The organism is Acinetobacter sp. WY4 (assembly GCF_018438165.1).
Classification (GTDB): domain Bacteria; phylum Pseudomonadota; class Gammaproteobacteria; order Pseudomonadales; family Moraxellaceae; genus Acinetobacter.
Genome location: NZ_CP053947.1, coordinates 1,097,156 through 1,116,870, shown reverse-complemented (window position 1 = coordinate 1,116,870; position 19,715 = coordinate 1,097,156). Strand labels below are relative to the sequence as shown.

General features: G+C 43.4%; 13 protein-coding genes and 2 tRNA genes. 12 read left to right on the top strand and 3 right to left on the bottom strand.

What is annotated here, in order from left to right; translation table 11 throughout:
• Positions 1 to 399 precede the first annotated feature (399 nt).
• The 5 genes from G4D73_RS05210 (at position 400) to G4D73_RS05190 (ending at position 10,815) form a co-directional block, all read left to right on the top strand.
• Positions 400 to 2,001, top strand: coding sequence for an isocitrate lyase (locus G4D73_RS05210; RefSeq protein WP_004280550.1), 1,602 nt, complete (start codon positions 400 to 402; stop codon positions 1,999 to 2,001).
• A gap of 257 nt (positions 2,002 to 2,258) precedes the next feature.
• A complete protein-coding gene (locus G4D73_RS05205; RefSeq protein ID WP_213687543.1) occupies positions 2,259 to 5,354 on the top strand; it encodes a multidrug efflux RND transporter permease subunit in 3,096 nt (1,031 codons plus the stop codon).
• A gap of 172 nt (positions 5,355 to 5,526) precedes the next feature.
• Positions 5,527 to 8,655, top strand: coding sequence for an efflux RND transporter permease subunit (locus G4D73_RS05200; RefSeq protein ID WP_213687542.1), 3,129 nt, complete (start codon positions 5,527 to 5,529; stop codon positions 8,653 to 8,655).
• A 163-nt stretch (positions 8,656 to 8,818) separates the two neighbouring features.
• Complete coding sequence (mgtE, locus tag G4D73_RS05195) at positions 8,819 to 10,159, top strand: magnesium transporter (RefSeq protein WP_213687541.1); 1,341 nt, start codon at positions 8,819 to 8,821, stop codon at positions 10,157 to 10,159.
• Between the two features lie 74 nt (positions 10,160 to 10,233).
• Positions 10,234 to 10,815, top strand: a complete 582-nt coding sequence (locus tag G4D73_RS05190; protein WP_213687540.1) for a DUF4112 domain-containing protein — start codon at positions 10,234 to 10,236, stop codon at positions 10,813 to 10,815.
• An 81-nt stretch (positions 10,816 to 10,896) separates the two neighbouring features.
• Here the strand turns inward: G4D73_RS05190 and htpX are convergent, their stop codons facing one another.
• Both htpX and G4D73_RS05180 read right to left on the bottom strand, forming a co-directional pair.
• Complete coding sequence (htpX, locus tag G4D73_RS05185) at positions 10,897 to 11,802, bottom strand: protease HtpX (protein WP_191730774.1); 906 nt, start codon at positions 11,800 to 11,802, stop codon at positions 10,897 to 10,899.
• Between the two features lie 176 nt (positions 11,803 to 11,978).
• On the bottom strand, positions 11,979 to 12,851 hold the full coding sequence (locus tag G4D73_RS05180) for a lytic transglycosylase domain-containing protein (protein WP_213687539.1): 873 nt from the start codon (positions 12,849 to 12,851) through the stop codon (positions 11,979 to 11,981).
• A gap of 499 nt (positions 12,852 to 13,350) precedes the next feature.
• On the opposite strand from G4D73_RS05180, the gene ttcA reads away from it, so the two are divergent.
• Both ttcA and G4D73_RS05170 read left to right on the top strand, forming a co-directional pair.
• On the top strand, positions 13,351 to 14,277 hold the full coding sequence (gene ttcA, locus G4D73_RS05175) for a tRNA 2-thiocytidine(32) synthetase TtcA (RefSeq protein ID WP_004280538.1): 927 nt from the start codon (positions 13,351 to 13,353) through the stop codon (positions 14,275 to 14,277).
• Positions 14,278 to 14,483: 206 nt separating this feature from the next.
• Positions 14,484 to 14,870, top strand: a complete 387-nt coding sequence (locus G4D73_RS05170) for an SCP2 sterol-binding domain-containing protein (RefSeq protein WP_004280536.1) — start codon at positions 14,484 to 14,486, stop codon at positions 14,868 to 14,870.
• Positions 14,871 to 14,964: 94 nt separating this feature from the next.
• Here G4D73_RS05170 and G4D73_RS05165 read toward each other — a convergent pair whose 3' ends face one another.
• On the bottom strand, positions 14,965 to 16,080 hold the full coding sequence (locus tag G4D73_RS05165) for a transglycosylase SLT domain-containing protein (protein ID WP_213687538.1): 1,116 nt from the start codon (positions 16,078 to 16,080) through the stop codon (positions 14,965 to 14,967).
• A 362-nt stretch (positions 16,081 to 16,442) separates the two neighbouring features.
• Here G4D73_RS05165 and greB point away from each other — a divergent pair, with 362 nt between their 5' ends.
• From greB to epmA, 5 genes are all read left to right on the top strand, one after another.
• Positions 16,443 to 16,937: a transcription elongation factor GreB gene (gene greB, locus G4D73_RS05160; protein ID WP_005103930.1), complete on the top strand. Its 495-nt coding sequence runs from the start codon at positions 16,443 to 16,445 to the stop codon at positions 16,935 to 16,937.
• An 88-nt stretch (positions 16,938 to 17,025) separates the two neighbouring features.
• Positions 17,026 to 17,115 (top strand) — tRNA-Ser (locus G4D73_RS05155).
• A gap of 273 nt (positions 17,116 to 17,388) precedes the next feature.
• Positions 17,389 to 17,478, top strand: a tRNA-Ser gene (locus G4D73_RS05150).
• Positions 17,479 to 17,658: 180 nt separating this feature from the next.
• Entirely contained in the window at positions 17,659 to 18,726 is a 1,068-nt protein-coding gene (locus tag G4D73_RS05145; protein WP_213687537.1) for a 4-phosphoerythronate dehydrogenase, read from the top strand.
• Complete coding sequence (epmA, locus tag G4D73_RS05140; protein WP_213687536.1) at positions 18,723 to 19,697, top strand: EF-P lysine aminoacylase EpmA; 975 nt, start codon at positions 18,723 to 18,725, stop codon at positions 19,695 to 19,697. Before G4D73_RS05145 ends, epmA begins: the two co-directional genes overlap by 4 nt.
• Positions 19,698 to 19,715 lie beyond the last annotated feature (18 nt).

Sequence of the window (19,715 nt, the reverse complement as noted above, 5' to 3'; positions counted from 1 at the left end):
GTATTTGAGTGAAAAGTACACTAAATCGAGAATTCATCAAGTTGAATAAATCATCAAAGATCAGTATTTTTTAAAGATAAAAGGGCATAAACCCCATATCCAGACTTAAGTCTAATGAATTATTTTTAAGCAACATGTGGAAATTTTATCCATTTTTATTTTTAAATAAATATATATAAAACATAATCTTAATTTAATCTATCAAGATTGTAATAAGACTTTGATCTACTCATTTTTTAAATAAATACTGAAGATTCTTGCAGACTATTGGATTAATTTTCATAAGCCCACTAATCTTTAGCTATCCCAACGGATCGTCGAAAATCTGAACAAGTCATTGAGGGTGTGATTTGAGCGGTTCGTTGCAGAAAAATCCTAATATTATTACAGGAATATATCATGACTACATACCAAACAGCGATTGATGCAATCCGCGAATTAAAAGCGAAATTCGGTAACACTTGGGCAGACATCAGTCCTGAAGATGCTGCGCGTATGCAACTTCAAAACCGTTTCAAAACTGGTTTAGACATTGCGAAATATACAGCGGCAATTATGCGTCGTGATATGGCTGCTTATGATGCAGACTCTAGCAAATACACTCAATCACTAGGTTGCTGGCACGGTTTCATCGCGCAACAAAAAATGATTGCGAACAAAAAATACTTCGGTACAACTGAACGTCGCTACATCTACCTTTCTGGTTGGATGGTTGCAGCGCTTCGTTCAGAATTCGGTCCACTTCCTGACCAATCTATGCACGAAAAAACGTCTGTTCCTGCATTGATCGAAGAAATCTACACATTCTTACGTCAAGCTGACGCGAAAGAATTAAACGACTTGTTCCGTGCACTTAAAAAAGCACAAGAAGCGGGCGACACTGCTAAAGCAGCTGAAATCACTTCACAAATCGACAACTTCCAAACTCACGTTGTGCCAATTATTGCGGACATCGACGCTGGTTTCGGTAACGAAGAAGCGACTTACTTACTTGCTAAGAAAATGATCGAAGCGGGTGCTTGTGCACTACAAATCGAAAACCAGGTTTCTGATGCGAAACAATGTGGTCACCAAGCTGGTAAAGTAACAGTTCCACACGAAGACTTCATCGCGAAAATCCACGCTCTTCGCTATGCATTCCTAGAAATGGGTCTTGATGACGGTATCATCGTTGCACGTACTGACTCTGAAGGCGCTGACTTGACTCAAAAAATCCCAGTGGTTAAAGAGCCAGGCGACATCGCTTCTCAATACATTAGCTACTTAGACACAACTGAAATCGACATTTCAGAAGCTCAAGAAGACGAAATTCTGATCAAGCGTGATGGTAAACTTCACCGTCCTAAACGTCTTGCTTCTGGTCTATACCAGTTCCGTGAAGGCACGCAAATCGACCGCGTTGTACTTGACTGTGTAACTAGCCTACAAAACGGTGCTGACTTGCTTTGGATCGAAACTGCGACGCCTAACGTTGCTGAAATCGCTCACATGGTTAACCGTGTACGTGAAACAGTTCCAAATGCGAAACTTGTTTATAACAACTCGCCTTCGTTCAACTGGACTTTAAACTTCCGTCAACAAGCGTATGACCGTTGGGTTGCTGAAGGTAAAGACGTTTCTGCTTACGACCGTGCTAAGTTAATGAGCGCTGAGTACGATGCAACTGAACTGGCTGCTGAAGCTGACGAAAAAGTTCGTACATTCCAGGCTGACGCTGCTCGTGAAGCGGGTGTGTTCCATCACTTGATCACACTTCCGACTTACCACACAGCTGCGCTTTCTACTCATGAGCTTGCTCAAGGTTACTTCGGTACTGAAGGTATGTTGGCTTATGTTGCTGGCGTACAACGTAAAGAAATCCGCGGCGGTATCGCATGTGTTAAACACCAAGCAATGGCTGGTTCTGACATCGGTGATGACCACAAAGAAATCTTCGCTGGTGACAATGCATTGAAAGCTGGTGATGATTCTAAAAACACAATGAACCAGTTCAGCGCTTAATCCGCTCAATTGATTCACCAAAAAACCCTGCAGATGCAGGGTTTTTTGTTTGGAAAAATGCTATTAATAAATAGGGAAGAGCAATCTCAAGAATATGCTCAAGAGGAATTATCCATAATTTCTCCATGATTGGTTTTTATCGCAGTTTTTATGTGTTTAATTCTTGCATTCTAGTGCTATGTCACTGAATATTTGGATATAGCATGCTTATGTTCTGCATCAATTTACCCCTATTTAATTAAAAGTGACCCGGACTTATGCTGTCTAAATTTTTTATCCACCGCCCGATCTTTGCTGGGGTGCTGGCGATTGTTGTCATGGCAATCGGCTTGTTCGCAGTAATGAACCTGCCAGTGGAACGTTATCCGGACATTGCCCCGCCAAGGATAACGGTGGCAGCAACTTATAGCGGTGCTTCTGCAGAAACTGTGGAAGAAAGTGTGACTCAAGTGCTGGAACAGCAAATCAAAGGCATTGATCATCTGCTGTATTTCAGTTCGAGTAGTGATTCTTCAGGGCGCAGCCGGGTCAGTATTAGCTTTGAAAATGGCACCGACCCAGATACCGCACAGGTGCAGGTACAAAATGCGATTAATGGGGTACTAAACCGATTACCGGAAGATGTACAACGCCAAGGCGTTAATGTCTTTAAATCGCTCGGTGATACCCATATGGTGATCAGCCTGTATGATGAGTCGGGGCGCAGCAACAATATTGAACTTTCCGACTATCTGATGACCCATCTGGAACAGGACATTTCCCGGATTGAAGGCATTGGTGAGGTGGATGTTTTTGGTTCACAATATGCGATGCGGATCTGGCTGAATCCGGCAAAATTAAAACAATATAACCTGATGCCAAGTGATGTGCGTGCTGCGATTGAAGCCCAGAATACTCAGGTCGCTGCTGGTGCGATTGGTGATCTTCCAGCCATAGACGAGCAATACCTGAATGCCAAAGTTACTTCGGGTTCACGGCTAAAAACTGTAGAAGAATTCCAGAATATTATTGTCAAATCGGATCGTGCCGGCAGCTTTATTTATTTGAAAGATATTGCGCGGGTGGAACTGGGTGCTGAAAATTATCAATCTTATAGTACCAATAATGGTTATCCATCGGCTGGTCTAGGTATTTCACTGGCGTCAGGGGCCAATGCCATTGCCACCTCTAATCTGATTAAAGCTGAAATTGCCCGCATTTCACAGCAATTGCCTGAAGGCTATAAAATTGCCTATCCACGAGACAATACGCCTTTTGTACAAGAATCAATTAAAGAAGTGGTCAAAACCCTGATCGAAGCCGTGATCTTGGTCATCATTGTGATGTTCATTTTCTTGCAGAACTGGCGTGCCACCTTGATTCCTACCGTGACTGTTCCGGTAGTGATTTTGGGTACCATGGCGGTGCTGTATGCACTGGGTATGAGTATTAACACCTTAACCTTATTTGCGCTGGTTCTGGCGATTGGTCTGTTGGTGGATGATGCGATTGTTGTGGTGGAAAACGTCGAACGGCTGATGCATGAAAAGCAACTGTCCGCCAAGGACGCGGCCCTGGAATCCATGCAGGAAATTAGTGGAGCACTGATCGGGATTACTCTGGTTTTGACCGCAGTCTTTATTCCGATGGCTTTCTTTGGTGGTTCGACTGGCGTGATCTATCGCCAATTTTCTATCACTTTGGTTGCGGCCATGTCGCTGTCCTTAATGGTGGCATTGATTCTAACCCCAGCATTGTGCGCGCTTATTCTAAAACCGAATCCTAAACCGGCAAAATGGGCATCCTGGTTTAACCAGAAACTGGATAATTTAAAACATCGTTATCTGAATTTGTCTAAACTCACGGTCCAGCGTCAGGCAATCTGTTTGCTGCTGTTTGCCGGATTGATCGGTGTGTTTGCGCTGTTCTATCGTGCCTTGCCGACCAGTTTCTTACCGAGTGAGGATCAGGGGATCTTAAGCTTGCAAATCAAATTGCAGGAAGGCGCTCCGATGAAAAATACCATTCAGATCGGTGAAGAAGTCCGTAAGTATTTTCTGGATCAGGAACAAGCTAATGTCAATCTGGTGATGATCCGTTATGGGCGAAATTTCTCTGGAACTGGTCAGAACCTCGCGACCGGTTTTGTGGCATTAAAACATTGGGATGAGCGTTCCGGTCAGGACAATACTGCACAAGCGATTCGTGAACGGGCTTTGAAGCATTTCCAGAGTAATCGCAATGCACAAATTAATGTGTCCATGCCAGCTTCAGTCAATGGTTTGGGACAAACCGATGGTCTGGATTTCTGGATTCGAGACATCAATGGCAATGGCCGGCAATATCTGGAACAACAATTTAAAGCGCTGGAAGCTCGGGCAGGCAACTATACGAGCTTTGAAAATCTGGGCAAGCGTTCTAATCCTGACAAAGCAGAGCTACGCGTCAATATTGACCAGAAACAGGCCATGGCCAATGGCCTGACCCAATCGGCAATCAACAGTACCTTATCCAGCGCCTGGGGCGGTAGTTATATTAATGACTTTATTGATCGCGGCCGGATTAAACGGGTGATCATGCAGGGTGATGCTGAATTCCGTTCTAAGCCGGAAGATCTGGCGCAGTGGCATGTGCGAAATGACCAGAATCAGATGGTGCCTTTTAGCAACTTCTCGCAAGTGGGCTGGAATGGTGGCCCTGAAGTGGTCAACCGCTTTATGGGTTATACCGCATTGCAAATGGAAGCGGATCGGGCCAAAGACAGCAGTTCCGGTCAGGCCATGCAGGATGTGGAAGCTTTGGTTGCCGAGCAGGAAGGGGTGGATGTGGTCTGGAGCGGTCTTTCTTTCGAGGAAAAACAGTCCAATAATCAGGCGATCTGGCTGTATCTGATTTCAATTGGTTTTATTTTTCTTTGTCTGGCGGCTTTATATGAAAGCTGGAGCATTCCAACCGCCGTGATGTCAGCTATTCCACTCGGGATTGGCGGCAATATTATTTTCAGTTATCTGGCTGGTTTCCCGAATGATATCTATTTCCAGATTGCCTTGCTGACTACCATTGGTCTGTCCTGTAAGAATGCCATTCTGATTGTGGAATTTGCTTCATTAGCGCAGCAACAAGGTAAATCGGTAGTAGAAGCCGCACTAGAAGGTGCGTCTTTACGTCTACGTCCAATTTTGATGACTTCTTTGGCCTTTGGCGCAGGGATTTTACCGCTGGTCTTTGCTACAGGCGCTGGTGCGGTGAGTCGTCAGGAAATTGGTGTGAGTGTATTTGGTGGTGTCATTTTTGGAACATTGCTGGTGCTGATTTTTATTCCATTTATGTATGTTTTAATTCGTCGACTCATCATCAAAAAATCGCGTGCTTAAAATAAAGGAAAACTCTAGAGCTGAAAAATCCCCGTTTATACGGGGATTTTTTTATCGCCAAAACTCGTCCAATGACTGGTTGCGTTTTCAGCATGGTGTGAAAATTGCTATAAAAATCATCTATTCATACAAGAATGTGTCGTGAGAATGCATCTGATGGGGATTTTTATTCATGTTGTCACACTTTTTTATTTATCGACCTAAATTTGCAGCCGTGATTGCCATTATCATGATGGTATTAGGAATTTTTGCACTGCAAAAAATTCCCATTGAGCATATGCCGAATATGGACGCACCTGCGTTAGGGGTTTCTGCGGGGTATCGTGGTGCATCTGCGGAAACCGTTGAGCAATCGGTCACGCAAATTTTAGAACAAGCGGTAAAAGGCATTGAAGGTTTGGAAAGCTTTCAGTCCAACAGTAGCGTGGGACGTGCAAATCTGACCCTGTCGTTTGAGCAAGGCGTGGATCTCGATCAGGCACTGTTGCAAGTGCAAAATGCGGTCAATGGTGTGCTAAGTCGATTGCCTGAAGAAACCCAGCAAAATGGAGTGGCTGTTTATAAACAAGGTTATGATCAATTTGCATTACTGAGTTTATATGATGAATCAGGGAAGGCGACACCGACAGAGCTTGCTGACTATTTAATGGTGCATGTCGAACCGCGTTTTTCCCGTATTGAGGGAATGGGTGAGGTGGAGCTTTATGGCGCAGGCTATGCGATGCGCATTTGGCTCAATCCACATAAACTACGCCAATTTAATCTGATGCCGAGTGATATTCGCAATGCAGTCGAGGCACAAAATGCACCACTTGTGTCAGGTTCTATTGGTGGATTACCGACAGCACAAGATCAATACATGAATGCCAAGGTCAGTGCAGGATCACGTTTAAGTAGCATTGATGAATTTGAAAAAATTATTGTGAAAACAACAGATTCAGGTTCAGTACTGTACTTGAAAGATGTCGCACGTGTTGAGTTAGGGGCAGAAAGTTATAACCATTTAAACTATACCAACGGTCATTTATCCGCTGCATTATCGATTCAATTGGCGCCACGGAGTAATGCGATTGCGGTTTCAGAGCAGATGCAAACGGTATTGAAAAATGCCCAAGCCAATTTGCCTGCACATTATCAATTACGTATGACCATGGACAAAACCCCATTTATTACCAGTTCAATTGAACAAGTCGCGAAAACTCTGGTTGAAGCGATGGTACTGGTAGTCTTGGTGATGTTTATCTTCCTGCAAAACTGGCGCGCCACTATTATTCCTGCAGTCACGATTCCGATTGTAGTTTTAGCCACATTTGCGGTGCTGTATGTATTAGGAATGAGCTTAAACAGTTTTACCTTGTTTGCCCTGATTTTGGCGATTGGCCTGCTGGTCGATGATGCCATTGTGGTCGTGGAAAACATTGAACGTTTGATGCATGAAGAACATTTGGATGCTCAGGCTGCAGCTTTAAAGTCAATGAAGGAAATTAGCGGTGCATTGATCGGGATTACGTTGGTCTTAACGGCTGTATTTATTCCCATGGCATTTTTTGGCAGTATGACAGGGGTCATCTATTGTCAGTTTTCCATCACGTTGGTCGTGGCAATGCTACTTTCTTTATTGGTAGCACTTATCATCACCCCTACATTTGCAGCGCAACTGCTAAAGCGTCAACCACATCAACCAAAATGGGCAAAGCGTTTTAATCGTGGCATGGATAAGCTCACCATGCATTACCAAAAGCTTTCTGCACGTAGCATGCAGTTTAAAATGACGATGTTGGCTGTATTTAGTATATGTGTTTTAGGCTTTGGCTGGCTTTATAAAACCTTGCCCGAAGGCTTGATGCCAACGGAAGATATGGGCTTTGTCATGGGTCAAATTGTGATGCCGGGTAATGCACCACGTTCTGAGATAGAAAAAGTCGGGCGTGAAGTCCAAGACTATTTAATGCAGCATGAATCTGAGCGCATCCAGAGCATTGGGATTTGGTATAGTGGAAACAATGTTGGAGTTGGGCCTTATCGTGGTCAGCTTTTTGTCGTATTAAAGGACTGGGCAGCGCGTAAAAATCCTGAAGATACCGTCTTTGCCATTGTAGATCGTGCACAAAAGCACTTTGCCAATCATGCCAATGCCCAGATTTTCTTTATGGCGCCTTCTATGTCAAGTAATGGACGTGTGGTCGACTTCTGGTTACAAGATCTAGATTCACGGGGCAGCGAGTTTTTACAGCAATCCTTCTCTGAGATTGAAACCCGTGCCAAAGCAAAATCATCGATTGAATATTTACAACTTGATGTACCCAAAGAAAGTGCCGAGCTGAATATTAAACTGGATGTAGAACGTTTACTCAAATATGCCGTACCTCAGCAAAGTTTTAATAGTACGTTGGCTGCGGCTTGGAGTGGTACTTATATCAACGACTTTATTGATCGTGGGCAAATCAAACGGGTCATCATGCAAGGCGAAGCGGAGTTCCGTTCTAAACCTGAAGATTTGGCACATTGGCATGTCCGTAATAGCAAAGGCGAAATGTTATCGTTTAATCAATTCACTACGCTGAATTGGCAAGGTGGACCGAATAGTATCAACCGTTATATGGGCTATAACGCCGTGCCTGTATATGCAGGTATTCCCAAAGATCAATTTTCGAGTCAAACCATGCAAGATGTCGAAGCTTTAGTCGATGAACAAGACGGAGTAAATTTGGCCTGGAGTGGAGCCGCCTTAGAAGAAAAACGTAGCAGTGGGCAAGCTATTTTCTTGTATCTAATTTCGATTGCCTTTATTTTCTTATGTTTAACGGCACTCTATGAAAGCTGGACGATTCCTGCTGTGGTGTTGACCGCGATTCCTCTGGGCGTGGGAGGAAGTATTCTGTTCTGTGTCTGGTTTGGTTTTGCGAACGATATTTACTTTCATATCGCCTTGCTGACGACTATCGGTCTGTCCTGTAAAAATGCAATTTTGATTGTAGAGTTTGCTGCACAAGCAGAGCGGACAGGTCATACTCCGGTTCAGGCCGCGATAATGGCTGCGGGCTTACGCTTGCGTCCTATTGTCATGACTTCCATTGCATTTGCAGCGGGCGTACTGCCTTTGATGTTTGCCACCGGTGTCAGTGCAATCAGCCGGCAGGAGATTGGCAGTAGTGTTTTTGGTGGGGTGCTATTTGCCACTGTACTGGTACTGCTGTTTATTCCCTTTATGTATGTATTGATCCGTGGTCTGATGGTTAAAAAAACGGTTTCTAAATCAGTGGTGATAGAGCATCCATCTTTAGAAAGTGAACAAGCCTGACTCAGTCAGGCTTTTTTCTGGCTAAATATCGAGGAATTGATTTATACAAAAAATATCGTCATATTGCAGCATGATCATTAAAATTATTCACATGAAAAAATTAGCATACATAGGGATCAGGATAAACATCTCTTGAATGCCAGACTTTTATAATGAGCTGCTTATGCCGACAATTTCAGAAAAAATCCAGAATATCCAACAACAATTACATTCTGAAAATCACGACATCGCTGTAGGCTTACTTAGTCAGCTGAATGTCGCCGATCAGGCGCGCATTTTAAGTCATTTAGATGCTCTGCAACAGGCCCGAATTTTAAGGGAACTGAGTGAACCGAGCTTGGTCTATGCTTTTATGCCCCTAGGGCAGCAGTTAAACGTGGCACAGCACTTATCTATTTCAGAACTTGTTCCCATTCTGGACGCAATGCCCTCTGATGATTTTGTCGATATTTATAAGCAGTTTTCGCCGCCGCTACAGCTGCAATTGATGGGCGCATTATCTGAAGAATCCCAGCAGACACTCAAAGATCTGGCCATCTATCCGGAAGGTACAGCGGGTGCCATGATGAGCTCACGTTTTGTGACGCTATCACCCGATTTAACCATGGATGAAGCGATACAGGCTTTACGTGTAGTGGCCGCGGGGCAGGAAACCCTGTATCTGATATATATTGTCGATGCAGAAAAACGGCTGATCGGTGTGATTTCCCTAAGGCAGATCATTCAGGCCTTAGCTGAGCTGAGCATTGCCGAAGTGATGCAACGTGACGTCATTTCTGCCCAGGTAACAGATGATCAGGAAATTGTGGCTAGAGCCTTGGCCTATTATGATTTTATTGCCTTGCCAGTGGTTGATGCCCAGCAAAAACTCTTAGGAATTGTCACCTATGACGATGCTATGGACATTGTCGAAGCCGAAACCACGGAAGATATTTTAAAGTCGGGTGCAGTGACACCGTTGACTGAATTGAGCCTTAAAACTGCCCCGATTTTGACCCTGTATCAGAAGCGGGTCTTTTGGCTGGTCATTCTGGTTTTTGGCAGTCTGCTCTCGGGAATCGGAATTGCACACTTTGAAGAGATCATTGCCGCACATATCGTGCTGGTATTTTTCTTACCGCTTTTGGTGGGGAGTGGCGGGAATGCCGGTTCGCAATCAGCCACCTTGATGGTGCGTGCTTTGGCTACAGGCGATGTCGAGTTCAAGGACTGGTTTAACCTGCTCAGTCGTGAATCGCTGGTGGCGCTATGTTTAGGTGGCACCATGGCGATTGCGGTATCCATTCTGGGTTATATTCGGGGAGATATCATGGTCGCTGTGGTGCTGGCCATCAGTATGCTCGGGATTGTGTTGATGGGCTGCCTGATCGGCATGAGTCTGCCTTTTATTTTAAATAAACTCAAACTTGATCCTGCCAGTGCTTCGGCGCCATTGGTGACTTCCATCTGCGATGCTACCGGTGTGATTCTGTATTTATTTGTGGCTTCCAAATTATTGTTTTAATTCACAGATTGATACATCAGCGTAGAAAAAATACTTTATGCTCAAGAAAATCAGCATCATTTCTGGAATAACCTATGCCTGAGCCTGGACAAAAACCAAAACTAAGCCAACAAGAGGTGATACGTCTGGAACGTGATCTGGCCAAGTTTGCCAATATGATGGATTCCGTAGTACGTATTCCGTTTACCAAGCAAGGAGTGGGGGCAGATGCTGCTTTGAGTACGATTCCGGTTGCGGGAGATATTGCCGGTTTTGTATTGACCTGTTATGCCATTCATAAGGCCAAACAGATCGGGGTTCCGAGTGCCAAACTCAATCCAGTGATGAAGATGGCGGCGATCGATGCGGTAGTAGGATTTATTCCGGTGGCGGGCACAGTCTTTGATATTTTTATTCGGCCCAGTCGCAAGGCGCTCGATGTCGTGCATCTGCATATTCGCGAGGAATATCAGATTAGCAGCGACCGGCATGTGGTACACCCATTTTTGCATGAAAGTCTGGAACGTAAACAACAGCAATCTGCATTCTGGCGCAATCCCGTGGTGGCCTGGATCTGGATTCACATCCCCGATATTTTAGGTACTTTATTCCTGATTGTATTTGTCTTCGCGATCGGGTGGGGTGCTATGGCGCTATATCAATGGTTCAGCCAATGATAGGCTAGCTAAAAAATAATTAAATCCAATAAAAAAAGCCTGCAATTGCAGGCTTTTCTTAAATCAAAACTAAAGTTTTACTTAAGCACAATCTAGTTGTTGCAATGCAGCGACACGCTGTTCGATGCTTGGATGCGTCTGGAACAATGCAGCAAGGCTAAAGCCTTCTTCTTTACCCGCAGAAATCGCAAATGCTTTCATTTCTTTCGGCATGGCATCTGGCATTTCAGATTCTGCCTGTAAGCGCAGTAATGCTGAAATCATGGCTTGTTTACCTGCCAAACGTGCGCCTGCTTCATCAGCACGGTATTCACGATGACGAGAGAACCACATCACAATCGACGACGCCAAGATACCGAACACGATATCCAGTACAATAGTAATCACGAAATAGGCAATACCCGGTGCTTCACCTTCTTCACGACCAAAGACATTGCGGTCAATAAAATCACCCGCGACACGTGCGAAGAACATCACGAAGGCGTTTACTACGCCTTGGATCAGTGCCAGAGTGACCATGTCACCATTGGCAACGTGACCGATTTCATGCGCCAATACAGCACGAAGTTCGTCTTTGTTCATACGCTCAAGCAAGCCGGTTGATACTGCAACTAGAGCATCGTTTTTGTTCCATCCAGTGGCAAAGGCATTGGACTGGTAAGAAGGGAAAATACCCACTTCCGGCATTTTAATACCTGCACGCTGAGAAAGCTGTGCAACTTCATGGAGTAACCAGGCTTCAGCTTGGTTACGAGGAGCATTCGGGTCAATCAGTTCAGTACCCGTGGTTTTTTTCGCCATCCATTTAGACATGAACAGGGAAATGATTGAGCCGACCATACCGAACACAAAACAGATGACCAACAGGTTGCCTAGATTCAAGCCACCTGCGCCATGGTAACTACCGACACCGAAGAGTGACAAGATAATGCCAGCTACAACCAGTACCGCGAGGTTGGTTAGCAAGAACAAACCAATCCGCATCATTGAGAAATCCTCTTATTACAGAAAAATAATCTGATTATTAAATGTAAATCATTGAAATCAATATGCGGTGAAATCGAGAAGAATTCAAGGAAAAAATAGCATTTGGCTACAAAAAACACAGGATATTATTTGTACGAATTAAAACATAGGTCTTTAAAAACAAAGCTGTTTAGGAATTATTCACTCAAATATATTTTTGCAGATGCTGACGCATTCGCGGTGGCATAAGAGCCTGCCGGTGCATCGGTGAAACTGCCATCCGCTTGAGCAATGATCTGACGCTGATACTTGGCAGCCTGAATATTGGAAGCTGTGGTGGTTCCAGTCGAATAATTGTCAGAACTGGCAATCACACGGCCAGTATCAGAAGATGCTGTATAGGCAGCATTATGATTACCTAGACCTTGAGCATATAGGTTCTGATAACGGCTGCTGACACGACGGACATAGTCCTGAGTTTCACGAAACGGTGGCACACCCTTATATTTGGCAACATTACCTTCACCGGCATTATAGCCTGCCAGTGCCAAGGTGGTGTTGCCATTAAAACGTTTCAATAACCAGGCCAGATATTTGGCACCTGCCATAATATTCTGCTGCGGGTCATAAGCGTTGCTGACATTAAAACGACGGGCAGTCGCCGGCATAAGTTGCATTAAGCCCTGTGCACCGACTGGAGAGCGTGCCTGTACATTAAAACCGGATTCGGTATGCATCACAGCTTTAATCAAGCCTTCAGATACACCATAGGTTTGTGCTGCCTGACGGATGATCGAGTCATAGGCATTTTTATTTTTACTATAGTTAGGTAACACGGAAGCTTCACTCGAGCCCCAGTTGCTATAACTGTGAATATTGCTGTCGGGATAATAAGTTTTCTTTTCTACCTGCAGGTGATTATAGCGACTTTTCTTATTGGTCAATAAAGTACTGCCATTACTGTCGCGTAATTGATAGATCGTTTGACCAGCATAAGCAAAATGACAACAGCTTGCCAATAGCAAACCACTGATCCCATAACGCCCCAAAACATGCACATTTATTTTCATTGTTTATATTAAGTAAACACAAGCGAGAAAAATTTAATAAAGAGTTTAACAAAAAATTACGGAATGAAAAGACTTGTGCGCTGCATTTATAAACGAGTTTGTAAATGCAAGTCATTTTTTACATTTTAGCGATAGAAAAAAAAATATGATTTAATTTAAAACCTTAGGCTTGACAGGGTTAACTATCTGATTTTAATTAATAATTAAATTGATCAAAAAATAATCAATTCAAAGAAAAGCCTTATCTTTTGAGCCGGACAAGTTGTCAAGTCTGTTTCAATCCACAAAGTTATCCACAGCTTTTGTGGACAACTGTGGAAAAGTCCAAAAGATAAGCATCTTGACTAAAAAATGAACGCAATCGTTCAATATATCAATCTAAATAAAACATGAAAATGAAACTAATAAGACATTTTCATGAAAATAAATTCTTTTGATGCGATAGCGGTCCGAATCGGCTAAAATTGCGCGGTATTTTTTTTATGGGTTAATCTCGTCTATGTACTCGCCAGTTGAGTCCGAACAAGGATTTAATTTCAAACCTGAACTGCCAACAAGCTCAGCCTACTACCGTTTGTTGAAGAAGCTTCGCCGCCAGGTCGGACATGCCATTCGTGACTTCAAGATGATTGAAGAAGGCGATAAGGTCATGGTGTGTATTTCTGGTGGTAAAGACAGTTATACCCTGTTGGATATCCTGCTACAGTTCAAGCGCATCGCACCGATCAATTTCGATGTAGTGGCTGTGAATCTGGATCAGAAACAGCCAGGCTTCCCGGAAGATGTATTACCGCGTTATTTAGAAGAAAATAACATTCCGTATTACATTTTGGAAAAAGACACCTACAGCATCACTAAAAAGTTGACGCCTGAAGGTAAAACCTACTGTGCAGTCTGTTCGCGTTTGCGTCGTGGTTCTTTATACGGTTTTGCGCAGGAAATTGGTGCGACCAAGGTTGCCTTAGGCCATCATCGTGATGATATCCTGGCGACTTTCTTCCTGAACCTGTTCCATGGCGGCAGCTTGAAAGCTATGCCACCAAAACTGTTGTCTTCAGACAAAAAGAACATTCTGATTCGTCCACTGGCCTATGTGGAAGAAAAAGACATCATTAAATATGCAGAAATGCGTCAATTTCCAATTATTCCATGTAATTTATGTGGCTCTCAGGACAACCTGCAGCGCGCAATTATCAATGACATGTTACGTGATTGGGATAAAGCACATCCAAAACGTCTGCACAGCATTTTTGGCGCATTGCAAAATGTTTCGCCATCGCAGCTGGTCGATCGTGAATTATTTGATTTTGAAGTGCTGGACAGCCAGCGTGAATTCGACTTCAAAGGCGGTGATTCAACTGAAGAAGCTGTGGAAGGCGAGAACCGCCGGATCAATATGGTCAATCTGGGCTTTGCTGCAGACTAATTTTAGAACGTGTAGACATCAGCCTGCGGGTTGATGTCTGCTTATAAACATAAATAAAAATAGAACTACAAAAATTGAACGGCGCGTACAAAATTCGTTAGCCTTTGCGCTAATGATCATGATATAACAAAGCACAAGCATAATAGCTTCAACATGATGTCGTCTGGATAGTCGACACAAATGAACAAATAATTTGAGGAAAGATCATGCCTGCTTTTTTAACTGATGATTGGTTTTCAACTGTAGAAACTCTAACTGCGCAAGCTGGCGATTTGAATCTGCCACCAGCTTTGGCGAACCTTGCGATTAATTTGGTTGTAGCGGACACTACAGGTAATACTGAACTATCTTTAGATGGTGGGGCAATCAAGAAAGGTTTGTCTTCAAATGCCAAAACCACGCTGAATATGGATGGCGAAACTCTACGTAAAGTTTTCCTGGAATTTGATATGGCTGCTGCGATGCAAGCATTTATGACAGGTAAAATCAAAGTACAGGGTGATATGTCACAATTGATGGCACTTCAAACTGCAAAACCAAGTCAGGAACAAAAAGATTTGTTTAAGAAAGTACTTGAAAATACCACGGCTTAATTCTGCTAAAACATTAGCCTGAATAAAGACGAAAAAAGCTTACCTTGAGGTAAGCTTTTTTTTATGGCATTTTGATTAACGCTAAGGTTTCAGCTTAGATATTCACCAATTGCGGTGTGGTCTTAATATGTTCCAGATAAGCACGAATACGGGTTACGTATTGCACCGCTTGACGGTAGCGACCATTATTGGCTTTATTCTGATCCAGATAGGCATATAAATTCACCCAGTTATTCGGGTTTCTGCCTTGAGACTGAATGCGCTTTTGCAACTGATTCACTGCACCTGGGCCCATATTATAAGCTACCAGTGCAAACCAGTTTCGATCTGGAAAAGGAATATGCTCATAGCGACTAAGCATTTGATCATAATACTTGGCGCCACCCTGAATGCTTTGAGCCGGATCGGTACGGTTACTCACACCCATGGCTTTGGCTGTACTGTTGGTCAGCATCATCAAACCACGCACACCCGTCGGAGAAACTGAATTCGGTTTCAGATAAGATTCCTGATAACCAATGGCCGCCAGTAAATGCCAATCCAGATCATACTGCTGAGCTGTCTGTTTAAAGCTCGCTTCATAGATCGGCAGACGGTTGTTCAAATCACGTTGAATGGTGGTCCAAGATTCCTCTTTCACCACATTCTGATTATAAAATGAAGCAAGCTGCTTGATGGCACCACTTTGTTTGCCTTTGCAGACAAAAGCACTGGCCGTCTGGCTCAAAGGATCTGTAGCAGATTTAAACACCAGATTTAAATTGGTATTCAAGCCATTACTTGACAGAATCGATTCATCGCCACAAGTGGCTGAGAACGAGGTCAAACGCTTGTTTTCAATGGTGCGTATATCGGTGGTCGTCATAGCCAGATTGGCTTTACCCTGAGCAACCCATTGTAGTGCCGTATTATTATCAGGGACGATTTTAAAATCGAGCTTTACATTCAGATTGTTGGCATAGTTACGAACCAGATCATAACCGAAGCCATGTAGATGTTGTCCATCCTGGAATACGGTAGTCGGATTTTCAACCGCAACCACGGTCAACTTATTGCTATTGACCACATGATCAAACTGAAGTGTGGTCTTACTTGCATTGATACTGTGTAGGGGAATAAATGCAGTGCTCAGTACAAGTGCTTTCAAAGGGAGAGAAGAAATTACAGATCTTAGGCAAAGCCTCGACCCAGTGGATGAACTACTGTGCATGTTGTCTCCGCTACAAGTAATTTATGCCCTAAAAATCACAGCCAACAAAGCCAGAAATTTTAACAGTTTGATAAATTCAATAAGGGTTGGGCAGTCATGACGTCATTCAAAATGACAAGAGATTTAAAGATAATTATGTAGAAAAACTACATAGATTAAAAAGTAAGCATTTCCGGAAGTTGCTGGCATATTAATGATCTAAAAAACGATTGTCAAATTTTGTACACAAATTATTTTTAAAAATAATTTTAAGATACTGAAATATAAAGTTAATTTTTTTGGAATTTTGCCATTGTGTTAAAATGGTAAATAAAATAAGCTGTTTGTAAGTTAAAACACTGAAAATATGATCAACAAGACGTATGAAATCCAACTTAATCACCCGTGCTGGACACGATAAATTGGTGGCAGAACTTAAGAATCTCTGGCATGAAGAGCGTCCTGAAATTACCAAAAAAGTGAACTGGGCAGCCAGTCTCGGCGACCGTTCTGAAAACGCAGACTACCAATATAACAAGCAAATTTTGCGTAAAATTGATCGACGGGTCAGGTATCTCGGCAAGCGCCTCGAAGAACTGAAAATCATCGATTTTTCCCCGGAGCAGGAGGGTAAGGTTTATTTTGGTGCTTGGGTAGAAATTGAAAACGAAGAAGGCGAACAAAAAACTTTACGCATTGTTGGTGTAGATGAAATTTATGATCATCATCCGCAACATATTTCGATTAGTTCGCCGATGGCACGCGCGTTATTGGGCAAGCAGGTCGATGATGAGGCCGAGGTATTGACCCCCTCCGGCAAGAAACTTTGGTTCATCAACTCAATTCGTTATGAAAAGCCAGAAAATTCAGCAGATTAATGTAATTGATTTTATTTTGTGCAGTTGATGCAGTGAAAGCATAAAAATATTTGCCAAGCATGATTTTTGTTTATATCATGTCGGCCATGGAAGCGTGGCAGAGCGGTTTAATGCACCGGTCTTGAAAACCGACGAGGGTGTGAGTCCTCCGTGAGTTCGAATCTCACCGCTTCCGCCAAATTTTAAAAACCCAGTCAATTTGACTGGGTTTTTTTATGTCTGAATATTTTTTCAGTTGTTGATCCGCTTGATGCTGAATGTGGTTATTTCTCTCATTATTCTCTACTGAGTTAAATACAACTCAAGATCATTTCAAGATTCAAATCTTTGAATGAAAATGCCCAGGTTGGCTTTGATTCCGGATGATTTTTAGGTGAATAAGCCGCTTTTTATAGAAGTTTCGCTAAATTTTATTGCCAAAAATCTAATTTATTTATATGATGGCGACCAAGGAAGCGTGGCAGAGCGGTTTAATGCACCGGTCTTGAAAACCGACGAGGGTGTGAGTCCTCCGTGAGTTCGAATCTCACCGCTTCCGCCAAATTTTTAAAACCCCAGTCGAAAGATTGGGGTTTTTCTTTTTAGGCTGCAGATCTTGAATATTAAATTCTTCAGTCCTGAACTTAATTCATAAAATCTTGAAAAATGGACGTATCGGCCAAATATAGAGTCAGAGGCGTCAACGCGCTATCATACGCCCAAGCATCATATGGATCTCATTATGAAAATTGTCGCAGATGAAAATCTGGCATTTACCGATTATTTCTTTTCCGAATTTGGTGATATTCAACATCGTGCAGGGCGAACCTTAAGCGCAGATGATGTCAAAGATGCCGACAGCCTGTTGGTACGTTCAGTGACTCAGGTCAATGAAGCACTGCTACAGAATAGTTCGATTAAATTTGTGGGTAGTGCCACCATTGGTACAGATCATTTGGATATTGCTTCATTAGAACAACATGGGATTCAGTGGAGTAATGCGGCCGGCTGTAATGCGCAAGCGGTGGCTGAATATGTCATTACCGCATTATTGCAGGTACGTCTTGAATTACTCGATGCCAATGCGACATTTACCTTGGGTATTGTCGGTTTGGGTAATGTCGGAACCCGTCTGGCTTATATGGCGAAACTTTTGGGCTGGCGTGTGATCGGTTGCGATCCTTTTGTGCAAAGAGAGCAGGTTGATCAAGTCGAATTTCATGAATTGCTGCAACAAGCAGATGCAATTTCGATTCATGTTCCTTTAACCAAAACAGGCGCATATCCAACCTATCATTTATTTAATGCTACTGCATTGGCAAAAATGCAGCCTGACGCGATCTTGATTAATTCAGCACGTGGGCCAGTCATTGAAGAGGCCGCGCTAATCCAGGATATACAGGCGACACATCGAACCGTGATTTTGGATGTTTTTGAGCATGAGCCGGTGATTTCAGCAGAACTTCTGGATCTGGTCACCTTGGTGACTCCGCATATTGCCGGTTATAGCTTGGAAGGCAAAGCGCGCGGTACCCAGATGATCTATGAAGCTTTTTGTCAAACTTTTGGTTTTGCAGCCAATAAACAGTTTGAATCCCAGCTGCGTGTCTGTGAGCAGTTTTTTCAGGGGCAGGATTTAAAAATGGCATTGCAAGGGCATTTGACGCAAATTTATGATATTGCTCGTGATGATGCCAATCTACGTGCCTGTCTCAAAGAAAGGGTGGTGGATCAGCAGGCATTTGATCATTTACGTAAAACCTACCCACTACGTCGTGAGTGGGCAGCACACGGTGGGCCGAAGGCATGACAATGACGTATCAACCCACTTGTGACCTTCAAGCCATGCATGCGCGGGCGAATTTATATCGTCAAATCCGTCAGTTTTTCGCTGAGCGCGCTGTCTTAGAGGTGGAAACACCGATTTTGTCTCAAGCCGGTGTGACCGATGTGCATTTAGCCTCGGTACAGGCACAGCGCCATGTGCTGGGTAAAGTGCATACACATTATTTGCACACCTCACCTGAATTTGCCATGAAGCGCTTATTGGCCAGTGGCTCTGGACCCATTTATCAAATCTGTAAAGTCTTCCGTGATGATGAACATGGGCGTAAGCACAATAGCGAATTCACCATGCTGGAATGGTATCGTCCGGGATTTAGTTTAAAAGATTTGATGTTTGAAGTATCGGATTTGCTGAATGTGACTTTGAAAGCACGTTTTGGCGAAATCCATCCGACCATTCTAAGCTATAAACATGCTTTCATGGATCGTCTGGATCTCAATCCGCTTCAGGCAACTTTACAGGAATTGAAAGATTGCTGCCGCCGCGTTGGTCTTAATCTGGATCTGGGAAATGACCGTCTTGGCTATATCGACTTGTTATTTTCACATATGGTTGAACCGAGTCTGGGGTTTGATACCGCAGTATTCCTGACCGATTTCCCCCCTGAAATGGCTTCTTTGGCCAAAACCCGAATCGATGAAGAGGGTGAACTGGTCGCCGCACGTTTTGAGCTGTATATCGAAGGTTTAGAATTGGCCAATGCTTATGATGAACTGATTGATGCTGACGTATTACGTTCGCGCTTTGAGGCGGATAATGCTGAACGAGCCAAACTTAGCTTGCATGTCATGCCCATCGATGAATATTTACTGGCGGCTTTACCGAAGATGCCGGAATGTTCAGGGATTGCCTTGGGAATTGACCGTTTATTGATGATTGCAACTAATCAAATGAAACTGGAAAAGGTGATTACTTTTCCGGCAGATATTTCCTGATCCAGCGAATTAGATAGT